This is a genomic window from Nonomuraea sp. NPDC050556 (genome assembly GCF_044457355.1).
Classification (GTDB): domain Bacteria; phylum Actinomycetota; class Actinomycetes; order Streptosporangiales; family Streptosporangiaceae; genus Nonomuraea.
On sequence record NZ_JBITGU010000001.1, the window covers coordinates 3379612 to 3392473 of the forward strand.

At 70.2% G+C, this 12862-nt stretch carries 12 protein-coding genes; 4 read left to right on the top strand and 8 right to left on the bottom strand.

The features are described 5' to 3' along the window. Positions 1-376: 376 nt before the first annotated feature. From ACIBG8_RS16040 to ACIBG8_RS16060, 5 genes are all read right to left on the bottom strand, one after another. Positions 377-1192 (bottom strand): segregation and condensation protein A, encoded by an 816-nt coding sequence (locus ACIBG8_RS16040; protein WP_397343477.1) that lies wholly within the window; start codon positions 1190-1192, stop codon positions 377-379. Then, positions 1189-2127 carry a ParA family protein gene (locus ACIBG8_RS16045; protein ID WP_397343478.1) on the bottom strand — a complete coding sequence of 313 codons (939 nt, stop codon included), beginning with the start codon at positions 2125-2127 and terminating at the stop codon, positions 1189-1191. Before ACIBG8_RS16045 ends, ACIBG8_RS16040 begins: the two co-directional genes overlap by 4 nt. 113 nt (positions 2128-2240) lie before the next feature. Beyond that, positions 2241-3137 carry a site-specific tyrosine recombinase XerD gene (locus ACIBG8_RS16050; protein ID WP_397343479.1) on the bottom strand — a complete coding sequence of 299 codons (897 nt, stop codon included), beginning with the start codon at positions 3135-3137 and terminating at the stop codon, positions 2241-2243. A 6-nt stretch (positions 3138-3143) separates the two neighbouring features. Continuing rightward, the gene (locus ACIBG8_RS16055) at positions 3144-3821 is read right to left on the bottom strand and encodes an NUDIX domain-containing protein (protein WP_397343480.1); all 678 of its coding nucleotides are present in this window, start codon (positions 3819-3821) and stop codon (positions 3144-3146) included. Beyond that, entirely contained in the window at positions 3818-5482 is a 1665-nt protein-coding gene (locus ACIBG8_RS16060) for a CTP synthase (RefSeq protein WP_397343481.1), read from the bottom strand. Before ACIBG8_RS16060 ends, ACIBG8_RS16055 begins: the two co-directional genes overlap by 4 nt. A 96-nt stretch (positions 5483-5578) precedes the next feature. Between ACIBG8_RS16060 and ACIBG8_RS16065 the strand changes: the two genes are divergently transcribed. From ACIBG8_RS16065 to ACIBG8_RS16075, 3 genes are read left to right on the top strand one after another with little or no spacing between them, the layout of a single operon-like run. Beyond that, positions 5579-6226 (top strand): acyltransferase, encoded by a 648-nt coding sequence (locus ACIBG8_RS16065; protein ID WP_397343482.1) that lies wholly within the window; start codon positions 5579-5581, stop codon positions 6224-6226. Between the two features lie 17 nt (positions 6227-6243). After that, positions 6244-6963, top strand: coding sequence for an MgtC/SapB family protein (locus ACIBG8_RS16070; RefSeq protein WP_397343483.1), 720 nt, complete (start codon positions 6244-6246; stop codon positions 6961-6963). A gap of 15 nt (positions 6964-6978) precedes the next feature. Next, positions 6979-8109: an NAD(P)H-dependent flavin oxidoreductase gene (locus tag ACIBG8_RS16075; RefSeq protein ID WP_397343484.1), complete on the top strand. Its 1131-nt coding sequence runs from the start codon at positions 6979-6981 to the stop codon at positions 8107-8109. Here the strand turns inward: ACIBG8_RS16075 and ACIBG8_RS16080 are convergent. Next, complete coding sequence (locus tag ACIBG8_RS16080) at positions 8084-8833, bottom strand: GntR family transcriptional regulator (protein WP_397343485.1); 750 nt, start codon at positions 8831-8833, stop codon at positions 8084-8086. The genes ACIBG8_RS16075 and ACIBG8_RS16080 overlap by 26 nt on opposite strands. Next, positions 8830-11181: an FAD-dependent oxidoreductase gene (locus ACIBG8_RS16085; RefSeq protein ID WP_397343486.1), complete on the bottom strand. Its 2352-nt coding sequence runs from the start codon at positions 11179-11181 to the stop codon at positions 8830-8832. Before ACIBG8_RS16085 ends, ACIBG8_RS16080 begins: the two co-directional genes overlap by 4 nt. Before the next feature lie 51 nt (positions 11182-11232). Here ACIBG8_RS16085 and ACIBG8_RS16090 point away from each other — a divergent pair, with 51 nt between their 5' ends. Beyond that, complete coding sequence (locus ACIBG8_RS16090) at positions 11233-11823, top strand: DUF4126 domain-containing protein (protein ID WP_397343487.1); 591 nt, start codon at positions 11233-11235, stop codon at positions 11821-11823. 56 nt (positions 11824-11879) lie between these two features. Here the strand turns inward: ACIBG8_RS16090 and ACIBG8_RS16095 are convergent, their stop codons facing one another. After that, positions 11880-12824 carry an alpha/beta hydrolase gene (locus ACIBG8_RS16095; protein WP_397343488.1) on the bottom strand — a complete coding sequence of 315 codons (945 nt, stop codon included), beginning with the start codon at positions 12822-12824 and terminating at the stop codon, positions 11880-11882. Between the last annotated feature and the right edge of the window lie 38 nt (positions 12825-12862).

Consider the following 12862-nt stretch of genomic DNA (forward strand, 5'->3'; position numbering starts at 1 on the left):
CGCGGGACCGCCCTCTGGAGACCCCGTCGCCTCCCCCACGACCGGCTCACCGGACGCGGGCATCGCGCCGGACTCCACCGACCCACGACCCGCCGACCCGGCGCTCGAAAGATCCGCCGCATGGGAGGAAGCCGTCGTGGGGGGCTCCTCAGCGGGAAGGGTCGTGTCGGGGGTTGTCGCCTCTGGTGTGTCCGTTGTCAGGGACTCTGGGAGGTCGGGCTCGTCAGGGTGAGACGTAGGGGGGTTGGCGGCGTCTATAGCGGGGGGAATCTCTGGGGAAGGCGGGGTGGGTTTGGGGGCGTAGACGCCAGTTCGGGGGATGCCGGTCGGGTGGGTGGGGGATTCTGCGGACTGCCGGGGGGCCGGGAGTGCGTCGTCATTCATCGGCCTGCTTCTCCGCGCTCTCTTCGTAGTCATCACCCACCGACACGTCACCGTCGTCGGCGCCCGTCCAAGTCACATGCAGATCACCCAGCGGCTCAAGCTGATCGAACGTGACCGCCGACTCCCGAAACAACTCAAGCACCGCCAGAAAGCGGGCGATGACCTCGAAAGTGCCGTCGCAGTCGGCCACCAGGGCCCGGAAGGTCGCCTTGCGCATGCGCCGCAACCGCTCGACAAGGATAGCCGCTTGCTCGCGGACACTGGCGAGTGGTTGGTAGATGTGCCCCACGGACACGGTCGGCGGGAGCTTGGGGGTGAAGGCGCGACCGGCGATCTTCGCCAGCTCCAGGGGGCCGATGCCGAGCACCAGTTCAGGCAGGAGGTTGGCGAACTGTTCTTCCATGGTGACCGTACGCGGAAAGCGCAGCGCCTCGGCGGCCATCAGCCCCGAGAAGACCTTCGCCACCTCTTTGTACGCCTTGTACTGGAGCAACCGCGCGAACAGCAGGTCGCGCGCCTCCAGCAACGCCAGGTCCTCTTCGTCCTCCACCTCACCGGACGGCAGCAGCCTGGCCGCCTTGAGGTCGAGCAGCGTCGCGGCCACCAGCAGGAACTGCGACGTCTGGTCGAGGTCCCACTCGGGCCCGCGCGAGCTGATGTAGGCGATGAACTCGTCGGTCACCTGGGACAGCGAGACCTCGGTGATGTCCAGCTTGTGCTTGGAGATGAGGCCGAGCAGCAGGTCGAAGGGCCCTTCGAAGACGTCCAGATGGACCTGGAAGCCCTGCTGCTGCTCGGTTGAGGTCACCTCGCCATTGTGGCAGGCGCGGGCCAGCGAGAAAGCACCTCTCGGGCCAGCTCACGGTATGCCTTCGCGCCCAGCGAACCCGAGTCGAAGATCGTGATCGGCTCGCCGGCGACCGTCGCGTCAGGGAAGCGCACGGTGCGGTTGATCACGGTGTGGAAGACCTTGTCGCCGAAGGCGCCCATGAGGCTCTCCACGACCTCGCGGCCGTGCAGGGTGCGGGCGTCGTACATGGTGGCGAGCAGGCCCTCGATCTCGAGGTCCTCGTTCAGTCGCTCACGGACCTTGTTGATGGTGTCCATGAGCAGTGCCACGCCGCGCAGCGCGAAGAACTCGCACTCCAACGGGATGATCACGCTCTGCGCGCAGGTGAGCGCGTTGACCGTGAGCAGGCCGAGGGACGGCTGGCAGTCGATGAGCACCACGTCGTAGTGGGGCAGCATCGGTTTGAGCACGCGCCCGAGCACGAACTCGCGGGCCACCTCGCTGACGAGCTGCACTTCGGCAGCCGACAGGTCGATGTTGCTCGGCAGTAAATCGAGCCCGTCGACGCCGGTCTCGAGCAACACGTCGGACGCTGTGACCTCGCGCTCCATGAGGAGGTTGTAGACCGTCAGGTCGAGCGTCTGCGGGTTGATCCCGAGGCCGACCGACAGCGCGCCCTGGGGGTCGAAGTCGACGAGCAGGACCTTCAGCCCGGCTTCGACCAGCGCGGCCCCGAGGTTGATCGTGGTCGTGGTCTTGCCCACGCCGCCCTTTTGGTTGACCATCGCGACCACCCTGGCCGGGCCGTGCACTTCGCGCGGGACCGGATCGGGGAACACCGGACGAGGCCGCCCGGTCGGGCCGAGATTGACGCCGACGGGCGTGTTGCTCTTCTTGTCGCCCCAGGGGTTCTTGGGGGACCCCGGGGTCGAACCATTGGTGGTCACAGTCACCAGCTCGAACCTCCCTGACGGTCTCGAACCGGACCGTCCGGACGGACACTATGGCGTCAGCACTTAAGCGGCAAGGCGGCACGCCGTCTTCCCGCACGTCGCACGACTATAGATCACTGCCGGGCGCGTGGGTGCGCCGCGGCGTAAACCTCGCGGAGCTTGTCGACCGTGACCAGTGTGTAGACCTGGGTGGTCGTCACGGAGGCGTGGCCGAGCAATTCCTGGACCACCCTAACGTCGGCGCCGCCGTCTAGGAGGTGAGTTGCGAACGAATGCCGTAGGACGTGCGGAGAGATGCCTTCTAGTCCGGCTCGTTCCGCCGCCGCCTGCAGCACCTCCCAGGCGCCTTGCCGGGTGAGCCTGCCGCCGCGGGCGTTGAGGAACAGGGCGGGGGTGCGGGCGACGAGGGCGGGCCTGGCCCGGACGAGGTAGGCGTCCAGGGCCTCGCGGGCGTAGCGGCCGAGGGGCACGACGCGGGTCCTGCCGCCCTTGCCGCGCAGCCGTACCTGCTCGGGTTCGAGGTCGTCGACGGCGAGGCCGACGGCTTCCGAGATGCGGGCGCCCGTGCCGTAGAGCAGCTCCAGGAGCGCCCCGTTGCGCAGGGTCAGCGGGGCGTCGGCGGGGCCTGAGGCGGCGATCAGCCGTTCGACCTGGTCGACGCTGATCGCCTTGGGCAGCCTGCGCAGCTGCCTGGGCGGCCTGACCGAGTGCGCGGGGTCGTGGCCGGTGACACCCTCACGCAGGGCGAACCGGTGCAACCCGCGCACCGCGGACACGGCGCGTGCGGCCGAGCTGGCGACGAGGGCGGGATGCTCGCCGTCCCCCGACCGCAGCGCGGTCAGGAAGTCGAGGACGTCGGCCTCGCCGACCTCCGACCACGAGAGCCTGCCGCGTGATCGGAGGTGGTCGACGTAGCGCCGCAGGTCACGGCGGTAGGAGGCGAGAGTGTTGGCAGCCAGGCCCCGCTCCACCGCCAGATGGGCGAGGTAGCTGGAGAGCACCGCCTCCACGAAGTCTCACTCCTCAGGTGCGTCGGCCGGCCGCAACAGCGCGAACCCCTCCACCGATGCCGCATATGCGGCGAGGATACCGGCCACGGCCGGGGAATTGTGGATCATTCCCATCAGGGCGCGTTCGACCGCGTCCGCCAGGGGCACCCACTCCACCGGCATGTCGATCTCCTCGTGCCGGTGCTCGAAGTCGATCTCCGTACGGCGGAGCCCGCGCGCGAGGAAGACCCGGATGCGCTCGTCCGTCATGCCCGGCGAGCTCATCAGGTCGACCAGCGTGTGCCAGGTGTCGGCCGCGTAGCCCGCCTCCTCGGCCAGCTCGCGCGCGGCGAGCTCGGCCAGCGGCTCGCCCGCCACGTCGCGGATCCCGGCGGGCAGCTCCCACAGCAGGTGCCGCACCGGGTGCCGGTACTGCCTGATCAGCAGCACCCGGTCCTGCTCGTCGAGCGCGACGACGGCGACGGACCCCGGGTGCACGACGTAGTCACGGTCGGCGAGTTCCCAATTGGTCGAGTCCGCCTCACCTTGCACCTTGCTGTCCGTGCGGGCTTCTCCCGGTGTCCGGTTCGGCTCCCTCTCCGCGGCGCGCGGCATGCGCACGGTGTCGGTGCGCACGCCGATGACCCGGCCGTGGAAGTGGTCCTTGGACGCTACGACGTCCCATTCCTCAGGAAGATCTCTCACTTGCTCACCTTGGCGGACGCACGGCTGTCCGCGAAAGCCAGGGCGGCGTTGATGAGGCCCTTGAACATCGGGTTGGCCCGCGTCGGGCGCGACTTGAACTCGGGGTGCGCCTGGGTGCCGATGAAGAACGGGTGCGTCTCGACGGGCAGCTCGGTGTACTCGACGAGGCGGCCGTCGGGCGACAGACCGGAGAAGACCAGGCCGACCTTCTCGAGCTGCTCGCGGTAGGCGTTGTTGACCTCGTAGCGGTGGCGGTGGCGCTCGTCGGCCTTGGCCTTGCCGCCGTAGAGCTGGCGGGCCAGGGTGCCCTCGCCGAGCTTGGCGGTGTAGGCGCCCAGGCGCATGGTGCCGCCCATGTCGCGCTCGCCGGCGACGACGTCCTCCTGGTCGGCCATGGTGGAGATGACCGGGTGCTTGGTGTCGGCGTCGAACTCGGCGGAGTTGGCGTCGTCGATCCCGGCCAGGTGGCGCGCCGCCTCGATGACCATGCCCTGCATGCCGAGGCAGATGCCGAGCAGCGGCACCTTGTTCTCCCTGGCGTACTTGATGGCGCCGATCTTGCCCTCGATGCCGCGCACGCCGAAACCGCCGGGAATCAGCACGCCGTCGGCGCCGTCGAGCTCGCGGGCCGCGCCCTCGTCGGTCTCGCAGTCGTCGGACTTGACCCAGCGGATGTTGACCCGCGCGTCGTTGGCGAACCCGCCGGCGCGCAGCGCCTCGGTGACGGACAGGTAGGCGTCGGGCAGGTCGATGTACTTGCCGACCAGCGCGATCGTGACCTCCTTGGCCGGGCGGTGCACGCGGCGCAGGAGCTGCTCCCACTCCTTCCAGTCCACGTCGCGGAACGGCAGGCCCAGCCTTCTGACGACATAGGCGTCAAGGCCCTCCGAGTGCAGAACCTTCGGAATGTCGTAGATGGAGGCGGCGTCGATCGCGGAGACCACGGCGTCCTCGTCGACGTCGCACATCAGGCTGATCTTGCGCTTGATGGAGCTGGTGACCGGCCGGTCGGAGCGCAGGACGATCGCGTCGGGCTGGATGCCGATGCTGCGCAGCGCCGCGACGCTGTGCTGGGTCGGCTTGGTCTTCAGCTCGCCGGAGGGCCCGATGTACGGCAGGAGCGACACGTGCAGGAAGAACACGTTGTCGCGCCCCACCTCGTGCCGGATCTGGCGTACGGACTCCAGGAACGGCAGCGACTCGATGTCGCCGACGGTGCCGCCGACCTCGGTGATGACGACGTCCACGTCGGGACCCGCCATGCCGCGGATGCGGTCCTTGATCTCGTTGGTGATGTGCGGGATGACCTGGACGGTGTCGCCGAGGTACTCGCCGCGGCGCTCCTTGGCGATCACGTTGGAGTAGACCTGGCCGGTGGTGACGTTGGCCGAGCCGTGCAGGTCGGTGTCGAGGAACCGCTCGTAGTGGCCGACGTCGAGGTCGGTCTCTGCCCCGTCGTCGGTGACGAAGACCTCGCCGTGCTGGAACGGGTTCATCGTTCCCGGGTCGACGTTGAGGTAGGGGTCGAGCTTCTGCATGGTGACCCGCAGCCCGCGAGCCTTCAACAGGCGGCCGAGGCTGGAGGCTGTGAGCCCCTTGCCGAGGCTGGAGGCGACACCGCCGGTGACGAACAGATGCTTGGTTTGCGATGCGCTGCGCAAGGAGGCTCCCGTGGCTCGAGGTGTGGTCATGCGTCCACGGGCTCTCAGGATATCAAACAACCCCCTCCACATGCTCGAACGGCATACTAGAGCGCTATGTCACTAGTGGGCGCGCTGATCCACCGCGCATACGCGTGGATCCGCACGGCGGGCGCGATCAGTCCCGCCAACCCCGCCGGGTACCGGTTCGGGCGGCTGGGCGAGGGCGTGAGCATCGCCTTCCCGCCGGGCGCGATCTTCGGCGAGGAGTGGATCGAGATCGGCGACCACACGCTCATCGGCGAACGCGTCTCGATCTCGTGCGGGATGATGCCGGGCGCGCCGCTCGGCCCCGGCTCGATCGTGCGGATCGGCGGCTCGTGCTCGATCGGCCGCGGCAGCCACATCGTGGGCCACCAGTCGATCGACATCGGCGACCACGTCTTCACCGGCCCCTACGTCTACATCACCGACCAGAACCACGTGTACGACGACCCGGAGCAGCCGATCGGCAGGCAGTGGCCGCGCAACAACCCGGTCTCGATCGGGAGCGGGTCGTGGCTGGGCACCGGCGCGATCATCCTGCCGGGCACGAGGATCGGGCGGCAGTGCGTGGTGGCGGGCGGCGCCGTGGTCAGGGGCGAGTTCCCCGACCACAGCGTGATCGCCGGGGTGCCGGGAAAGCTGGTGCGTACCTATTCCGAGGAAAACGGCTGGCACGCACCCGGTAAGGGATCGGCAACGCCCCGGCTCATCGCCCCGTAAAGGGGAACGCCCGTGGTGTGGATGTCGTCGACTGGGAGCTGATGCTCCGGCTGGTCGCAGCCGGCGTGCTCGGCGCGGTGATCGGCATCGAGCGTCAGTGGCGCGCCAGGATGGCGGGGCTGCGCACCAACCTGCTGGTCGCCGTGGGGTCGGCGCTGTTCGTGCTGCTCAGCGCGTACGGCTTCGTCGGCGACCCGGGCACCGCCGACCCGACGCGGGTGGCGGCGCAGATCGTGTCCGGGATCGGCTTCCTCGGGGCGGGCGTGATCCTGCGCGAGGGGTTCAACATCCGTGGGCTGAACACGGCGGCGACGTTGTGGTGCGCGGCGGCCGTGGGTTCGCTGGCGGGCGCCGGGATGTACATCCTGGCGGTCGCGGGCACGCTGCTGATCGTGGGCGCGAACACGGCGATGCGGCCGCTGGGGCGGTTGCTGGACCGGCGCAGGGCCATGCGCAGGACCCGCTACCGGTTCGAGGTGACGTGCAGCGAGGACGAGCAGGCGCACGTGCGCAAGCTGATCGTCAGCGCGCTGACGAGGCCGGAGCTGCGGCTGCGCAGCCTGCACAGCCACGAGTCCGACATTCGCGGCAAGGTGGAGGTGCACGCCATCGTGGACAGCCTGCGCCGTGACGAGAACCTCTTCGAGAGCGCCACCAGCCGTCTCAGCCTGGAACCGACGATCACCTCGGTCAACTGGACGGTCGAGGAAGACGAGGATGACGAGGACGAGTCCTAGAGCTATGTTCGGTTCATGCGGACCGCGATCACCGAACGCCTGGGCGTCGAATTCCCCCTGTTCGCCTTCTCCCACTGCCGGGACGTGGTGGCCGCGGTCACCAACGCGGGCGGTTTCGGGGTGCTCGGGGCGATCGCCTACTCCCCCGACGAGCTGGACACCGAGCTGACCTGGATCGACGAGCAGGTGGGCGGCCGGCCGTACGGGGTGGACGTGCTCGTGCCCGGCAAGATCGACGCCTCCGCGCTGGACAAGGCGGCGCACCTGGTCGACTTCATCCCCGACCGGCATCGCGACTTCGTCACCCATCTGTTCACGAAGTACGGCATAGCCGTCCCCGCCCGCGATTTCGGCGGGTCGGCGGACGAGGTGGGGCGCCGGGTGACGGCCGCAGGAGCCACCGGGCTGATCGACGTGGCGCTGAAGCACCCGATCGGGCTGATCGCCAGCGCGCTCGGCCCGCCGCCGCCCGAGATGGTGGCCAGGGCGCGGGCCGCGAACGTGCCGGTGGCCGCGCTGGTCGGTACGGTCGAGCACGCGCGCAGGCAGGTCGCGGCGGGCGCGGACATCATCGTGGCGCAGGGCACGGAGGCGGGCGGGCACACCGGCGAGATCGCCACGATGGTGCTGGTCCCGCAGGTGGTGGACGCGGTCGCGCCGGTCCCCGTCCTGGCTGCGGGCGGCATAGCGAACGGCAGGCAGATGGCGGCCTCGATGGCGCTCGGCGCCGAGGGCGTGTGGTGCGGCTCGGTCTGGCTGACCACCGAGGAAGCAGAGACGCTGCCGTCGGTGAAGCGCAAGATGCTCCAGGCGTCGTCCCTGGACACCGTCCGCTCGCGCTCGCGGACCGGCAAACCGGCCAGGCAGCTCAAGTCGGCCTGGACGGACGAGTGGGACGCGTCGCAGGAGAGCCCGGGTCCGCTGGGCATGCCGCTGCAGATGTTGCTGGCCGAGGGGGCGATGGCGCGCATCGCGCTGGCGGCGGAGCGCGGCGATCCCGGCGCGGTCGAGCTGGCCAACTACTTCGTCGGGCAGGTCGTGGGGCAGCTCGACCAGATCCGCCCGGCCAGGGACGTCGTGTACGACATGGTCAGCGAGTTCGCCGACGCCGTCGAGCGGCTCAGCCGCCTGACCAGCGACTCGTGACCGAGATCCGGACGCGGTCGGGGCGGAACAGGTCGTGCGCGTACTCGACGGGCACGCCGTCCGCGGTGTAGGCGGTGCGCTCGATCAGCATGAGCGGCGTGCCCTCGGCGATGCCCAGCTCGGCTGCCTCGCCGGGGCTCGCGAGACGGGGTTCCAGGTGTTCGACGGCGGTGTGCGGCTCCATGTCGTACCGCTCCCTGAGCAGCGTGTAGAGGGAACCGCTGAGGTCCAGCTCCAGCAGGTCGGCGAAGCGTACGGCGGGGAAACGCGAGCGTTCGAGCACGACCGGCGCGCCTTCTGCCGACCGCACCCTGCTCACCTCGTGGACCGGGTCACCGGGCTCGAGCTCCAGCGCCGCCGCGGTCGCCGCGTCGGCGCCCACGGTCGCGGCCGTGCGGATCGCCGCCTCCGCCGCCAGACCAGCCCGGCGCATCTGCTCGGTGAACCCGGCCAGGCCGGTGAGGTCGCAGTCGATGCGCGGCCTGGCGACGAACGCGCCGCCCGACCGTCCAGGGGTACGCACCAGCAGGCCGCGCCGCTCCAGCGCGGCCAGCGCGTGCCGCAGGGTCATCCGGCTGACGCCCAGGTCGGCGGCCAGGTCGCGCTCGGCGGGCAGCCGGTCGCCGACGGCGAGCTCGCCCGAGGCGATGGCGGCGGTGAGCCACTGCTCGATCTGGGCGTGCGCGGGCACGCCGATCCCGCGATGCAGCTCCGGCGTGCTCATACCCGGACGCGGGTGGACTTGGGGTCGTAGAGGGGGTCCTGGGCGACGACGCCGGGGACCCAGGTGCCGAACACGTCCACCTCGACCCGGGTGCCGACCTCGACGGGCAGGTAGGCGTAGGCGATCGGGGAGCCGACGGTGTAGCCGTACCCGCCCGAGGTGACGCGGCCGACGACCTCGCCGTTCACCCGCACCGGCTCGTTGCCGAGCGCCACCGAGCGGGGATCGTCGAGCGTCACGCACCTCAGGCGCCGCTCCGGGTTCCTGGTCAGCGCCTCCCGGCCGAGGAAGTCCTTGTCCTTGGCGACGCAGAAGCCGAGGCCCGCCTCGTAGGGGGTGGTCTCCGGGCCGATGTCGGCGCCCCAGACGCGGTAGCCCTTCTCCAGGCGCAGGCTGTCGATCGCGCGGTAGCCGCCGGCGGTGACCTGGCCGGTGTCCCAGAGCGTACGCCAGAGGGCCAGGCCGTACTCGCTGGAGCAGTACAGCTCCCAGCCCAGCTCGCCCACGAACGTCACCCGCAGCGCCAGCACCGGCACGTCGCCGACGGTCAGCTCGCGCGCCGTCATGAAGGGCGCGGTCATCGGGTCGCCGGTGAGGGGGGCGAGGATGTCGCGGGCGGCTGGCCCCCAGAGGCCGAAGCAGGCGTACTGGCCGGTGACGTCGGCGATGCGCACGCGCGCCCCGCGGGCCGCGGCCTGCTTGCGCAGCCAGCCGATGTCGTGCGAGCCGAAAGCGGTGCCGGTGACGATGAGGAACTCCTCCTCGCCGCGCCTGGTGACGGTGAAGTCGCACTCGATGCCGCCGCGGGCGTTGAGCGCCTGGGTGTAGGTGACGTCGCCGACGCCGCGCGCCACGTCGTTGTCACACACCCACTGCAACAACGAGGCCGCGTCCGGGCCGGTGACCTCGATCTTGGCGAAGGAGGTCTCGTCGAAGAGCCCGGCGCCCGAGCGTGTCGCCAGATGCTCGGCACCGATCGCCGGGGACCAGTGCCTCCCCGCCCATCCGCGCGGCTGGGGGAAGTCTCCGGTGGCGTTGGAGGCGTAGTAGTTGACCCGCTCCCAGCCGGACTTCTCCCCGAAGACGGCCCCGTGCTCCTTGTGCCAGGCATAGGCGGGCGACACGCGAAGGGGACGGCCCGCGGAACGTTCGTGGCCGGGGTAGCGGATGTCGTAGTAGGTCTCGTAGTTCTCCACCACGCGCTTGCGTGTGTAGGACGGCGAGCGGTACTGGCGGCCGAAGCGCCGGATGTCCATGTGCCACACGTCCCAGGTGGGCTCGCCGGACACGATCCACTCGGCCATCACCCGGCCGATCCCGCCCGCCCCCGCGATGCCGTGGGCGCAGAACCCGGCGGCGACGAAGAACCCGCCCACCTCCGTCTCCCCCAGGCAGAACTCGTTGTCCGGGGTGAAAGCCTCAGGGCCGTTGATGAGCTTCCGGATCCCGACCTCCTCCAGCGCAGGCACCCTTATCGCGGAATTTCGGGAAATGTCGGCCAGCCGCTCCCAGTCGTCGGGCAGCAACTTCCCGTTGAAGTCGGCCGGCACCGGGTCCACCCACGGCGCGGACGTACGCTCATAACCCCCCATGACCAGTCCCTGCACCTCCTGCCGGTAATAGACCAGCAGGTCGGGGTCGCGCAGGGTGGGGAGCTTCTCGAAGGTGTGGAACCCCTCGGTCACCACGTACTGGTGCGACATGGGCACGATCGGGATCCGCACTCCGGCCATCCGCCCGATCTCCGGCGCGAACATCCCCCCGCAGTTGACGACGACCTCGCAGGAGATGTCCCCCTGATCGGTCCGCACCCCCGTGACACGCCCGCCCTCGACGGCGACCCCCAGCACCCGCGTGTGCGTGCGGATCCGCGCCCCGCCCGCCCGCGCCTTGGCCGCCAGCGCGTAACACAGCTGCGACGGGTCGATCTGCCCGTCCGTCGGCAGGTAGGCGGCCCCCACCACACCGGCGGGGTCCATCAGCGGGAACAGCTCGACGGCCTCGGCCACCGAGATCTCCTCCAGCGGCAGCCCGAACGTCCGCGCCCACCCGATCTGCCGCCTGATCTCCTCCATCCGCTCGGGCGTGGAGGCCAGCTTGATCCCGCCGCACTCGGTCCACCCGTCCAGCGTCCGGTAGAGCTCGACCGAGTACTGGTTCATCCGCGTCAGCGTCGGATCGGCGCGCAACTGCCCGACCAGCCCGGCCGAGTGGAAGGTCGAGCCGCTCGTCAGCTCGTCCCGTTCGAGGACGAGCACGTCGCGCTCGCCGAGTTCCGTCAGGTGGTAGGCCACGCTGGCCCCACCGACGCCGCCACCGATGACCACGATCCGCGCCGACTCGCTCATGGGGATCACCCTAAAAGGTCTAGACCGTTTAGCACAGGGCATGCTGGAAGGATGTTCGCCGCACTCACCGGTCTCGGTCTGTCGACAGCGGCCGGTCTCAACGCCTACATCCCGCTGCTCGTCGTCGGGATCCTGGCCAACTTCACCGACCGGGTGAAGCTGCCGGACGGCTACGCGTGGCTGTCCAACTGGGGCGTGCTCGCCGTGCTCGCGGTGCTGCTGGTGGCCGAGATGGTCCTGGACAAGATCCCGGCCGTGGACAGCGTCAACGACATGATCCAGACCGCTGTACGGCCGGCGTCCGGCGGCGTCGTCTTCAGCGCCACGGCGGCGGCAGCGGAGCTGGACAAGTCGACCTGGATGGCGGAGAACCCCTGGCTCGGGTGGCTGATCGGCATCGTGGTGGCGCTGGCCGTCCACGCCATGAAGGCCGCGGCCCGTCCGGTGGTCAACGCGAGTACGGCTGGCGTGGGCGCGCCCGTCGTGTCCACGGTCGAGGACGCGGGCTCGCTGGGCATGAGCCTGATCGCGATCTTCCTGCCGCTGCTGGTGATCGCGGCGCTGGCGCTGCTGGGGCTGGTGGTGTGGTGGGGCGTCAGGAAGGTGCGCAGGTTCCGCGCGGCGCGTAAACCGGGCGGCTGACGCGAGGTCCGCCTCGTGACGGATTCGCCCGGGTATTTGGCGCTTCTACGGTGAACTCACTCGTGTGGGCGCTCCTGGTCCCCACCCGGCGCCCACACGATGTCCCTCAGGCCTTCCGTCGCGCGGTCCATGGCCTCCTGCGCGGCGGGCAGGAACGCGCCCATCCCCCAGAAACCGTGGAACATGCCGTCGTAGCGCACACTCCGCACGGGCACGCCCGCCTCGGCGAGCCGTACGGCATAGGCCTCGCCCTCGTCGCGCAGCGGGTCGTACTCGGCCGTCAGCACCAGCGCGGGCGGCAGGCCGCGCAGGTCGGCGTGGAGCGGCGAGCTGTACGGCTCGGCCCGGCGCTCGGGGCTCGGCTGGTACTGGTCCCAGTACCAGCGCATGTGCGCGGCGGTCAGGAAGTAGCCCTCGGCGTTCTCCTTGTGCGACGGTGTGTCCATGGCGGCGTCTGTGGCCGGGTAGATCAGGAGCTGGAAGCCGATCGGCGGGCCGCCCAGGTCGCGCGCCCTGAGCGCGGTGACGGCCGCCAGGTTGCCGCCCGCGCTGTCACCGGCGACGGCGAGCCGTGACGGGTCGCCGCCCAGCTCGGCCGCGTGCTCGTGGGCCCAGATGGTGGCCGCGTAGGCGTCGTCCGGCCCGGCCGGGTAGGGGTGCTCGGGGGCCAGCCGGTAGTCGACGGAGATCACGATCGCCTCCGCGCCTCTGCACAGGTCGCGGCAGACGCCGTCGTGGGTGTCCAGGTCGCACAGGGTGAAGCCGCCGCCGTGGAAGTAGACGACGACCGGCAGCGGCCCTTGCTCGACCGGCCAGTAGACGCGGATCGGGATGTCGCCCGCCGTCCTGTCCTCGATCCTGCCCACGGGCTCCGCCTCGGGGAACGGCATCGCCGCCAGGATGCGCCTGGCCTCGGCCGCGTCCAGGACCTCGGTGCCGACCTTGGGGAACACTTCGGTCATCGCGTCGATGACAGCGCGGGTGGTGGGATCTACCGTCATGCCCGGAACGGTGGCACACGGACTTTGCCCTATCAAGG

Coding starts and splice junctions, on each gene's coding strand:
- ACIBG8_RS16080 (WP_397343485.1), bottom strand. CDS start 8,833: ATGAGCACGCCGGAGCTGCATCGCGGGATCGGCGTGCCCGCGCACGCC.
- ACIBG8_RS16065 (WP_397343482.1), top strand. CDS start 5,579: ATGTCACTAGTGGGCGCGCTGATCCACCGCGCATACGCGTGGATCCGC.
- ACIBG8_RS16095 (WP_397343488.1), bottom strand. CDS start 12,824: ATGACGGTAGATCCCACCACCCGCGCTGTCATCGACGCGATGACCGAA.
- ACIBG8_RS16075 (WP_397343484.1), top strand. CDS start 6,979: ATGCGGACCGCGATCACCGAACGCCTGGGCGTCGAATTCCCCCTGTTC.
- ACIBG8_RS16085 (WP_397343486.1), bottom strand. CDS start 11,181: ATGAGCGAGTCGGCGCGGATCGTGGTCATCGGTGGCGGCGTCGGTGGG.
- ACIBG8_RS16090 (WP_397343487.1), top strand. CDS start 11,233: ATGTTCGCCGCACTCACCGGTCTCGGTCTGTCGACAGCGGCCGGTCTC.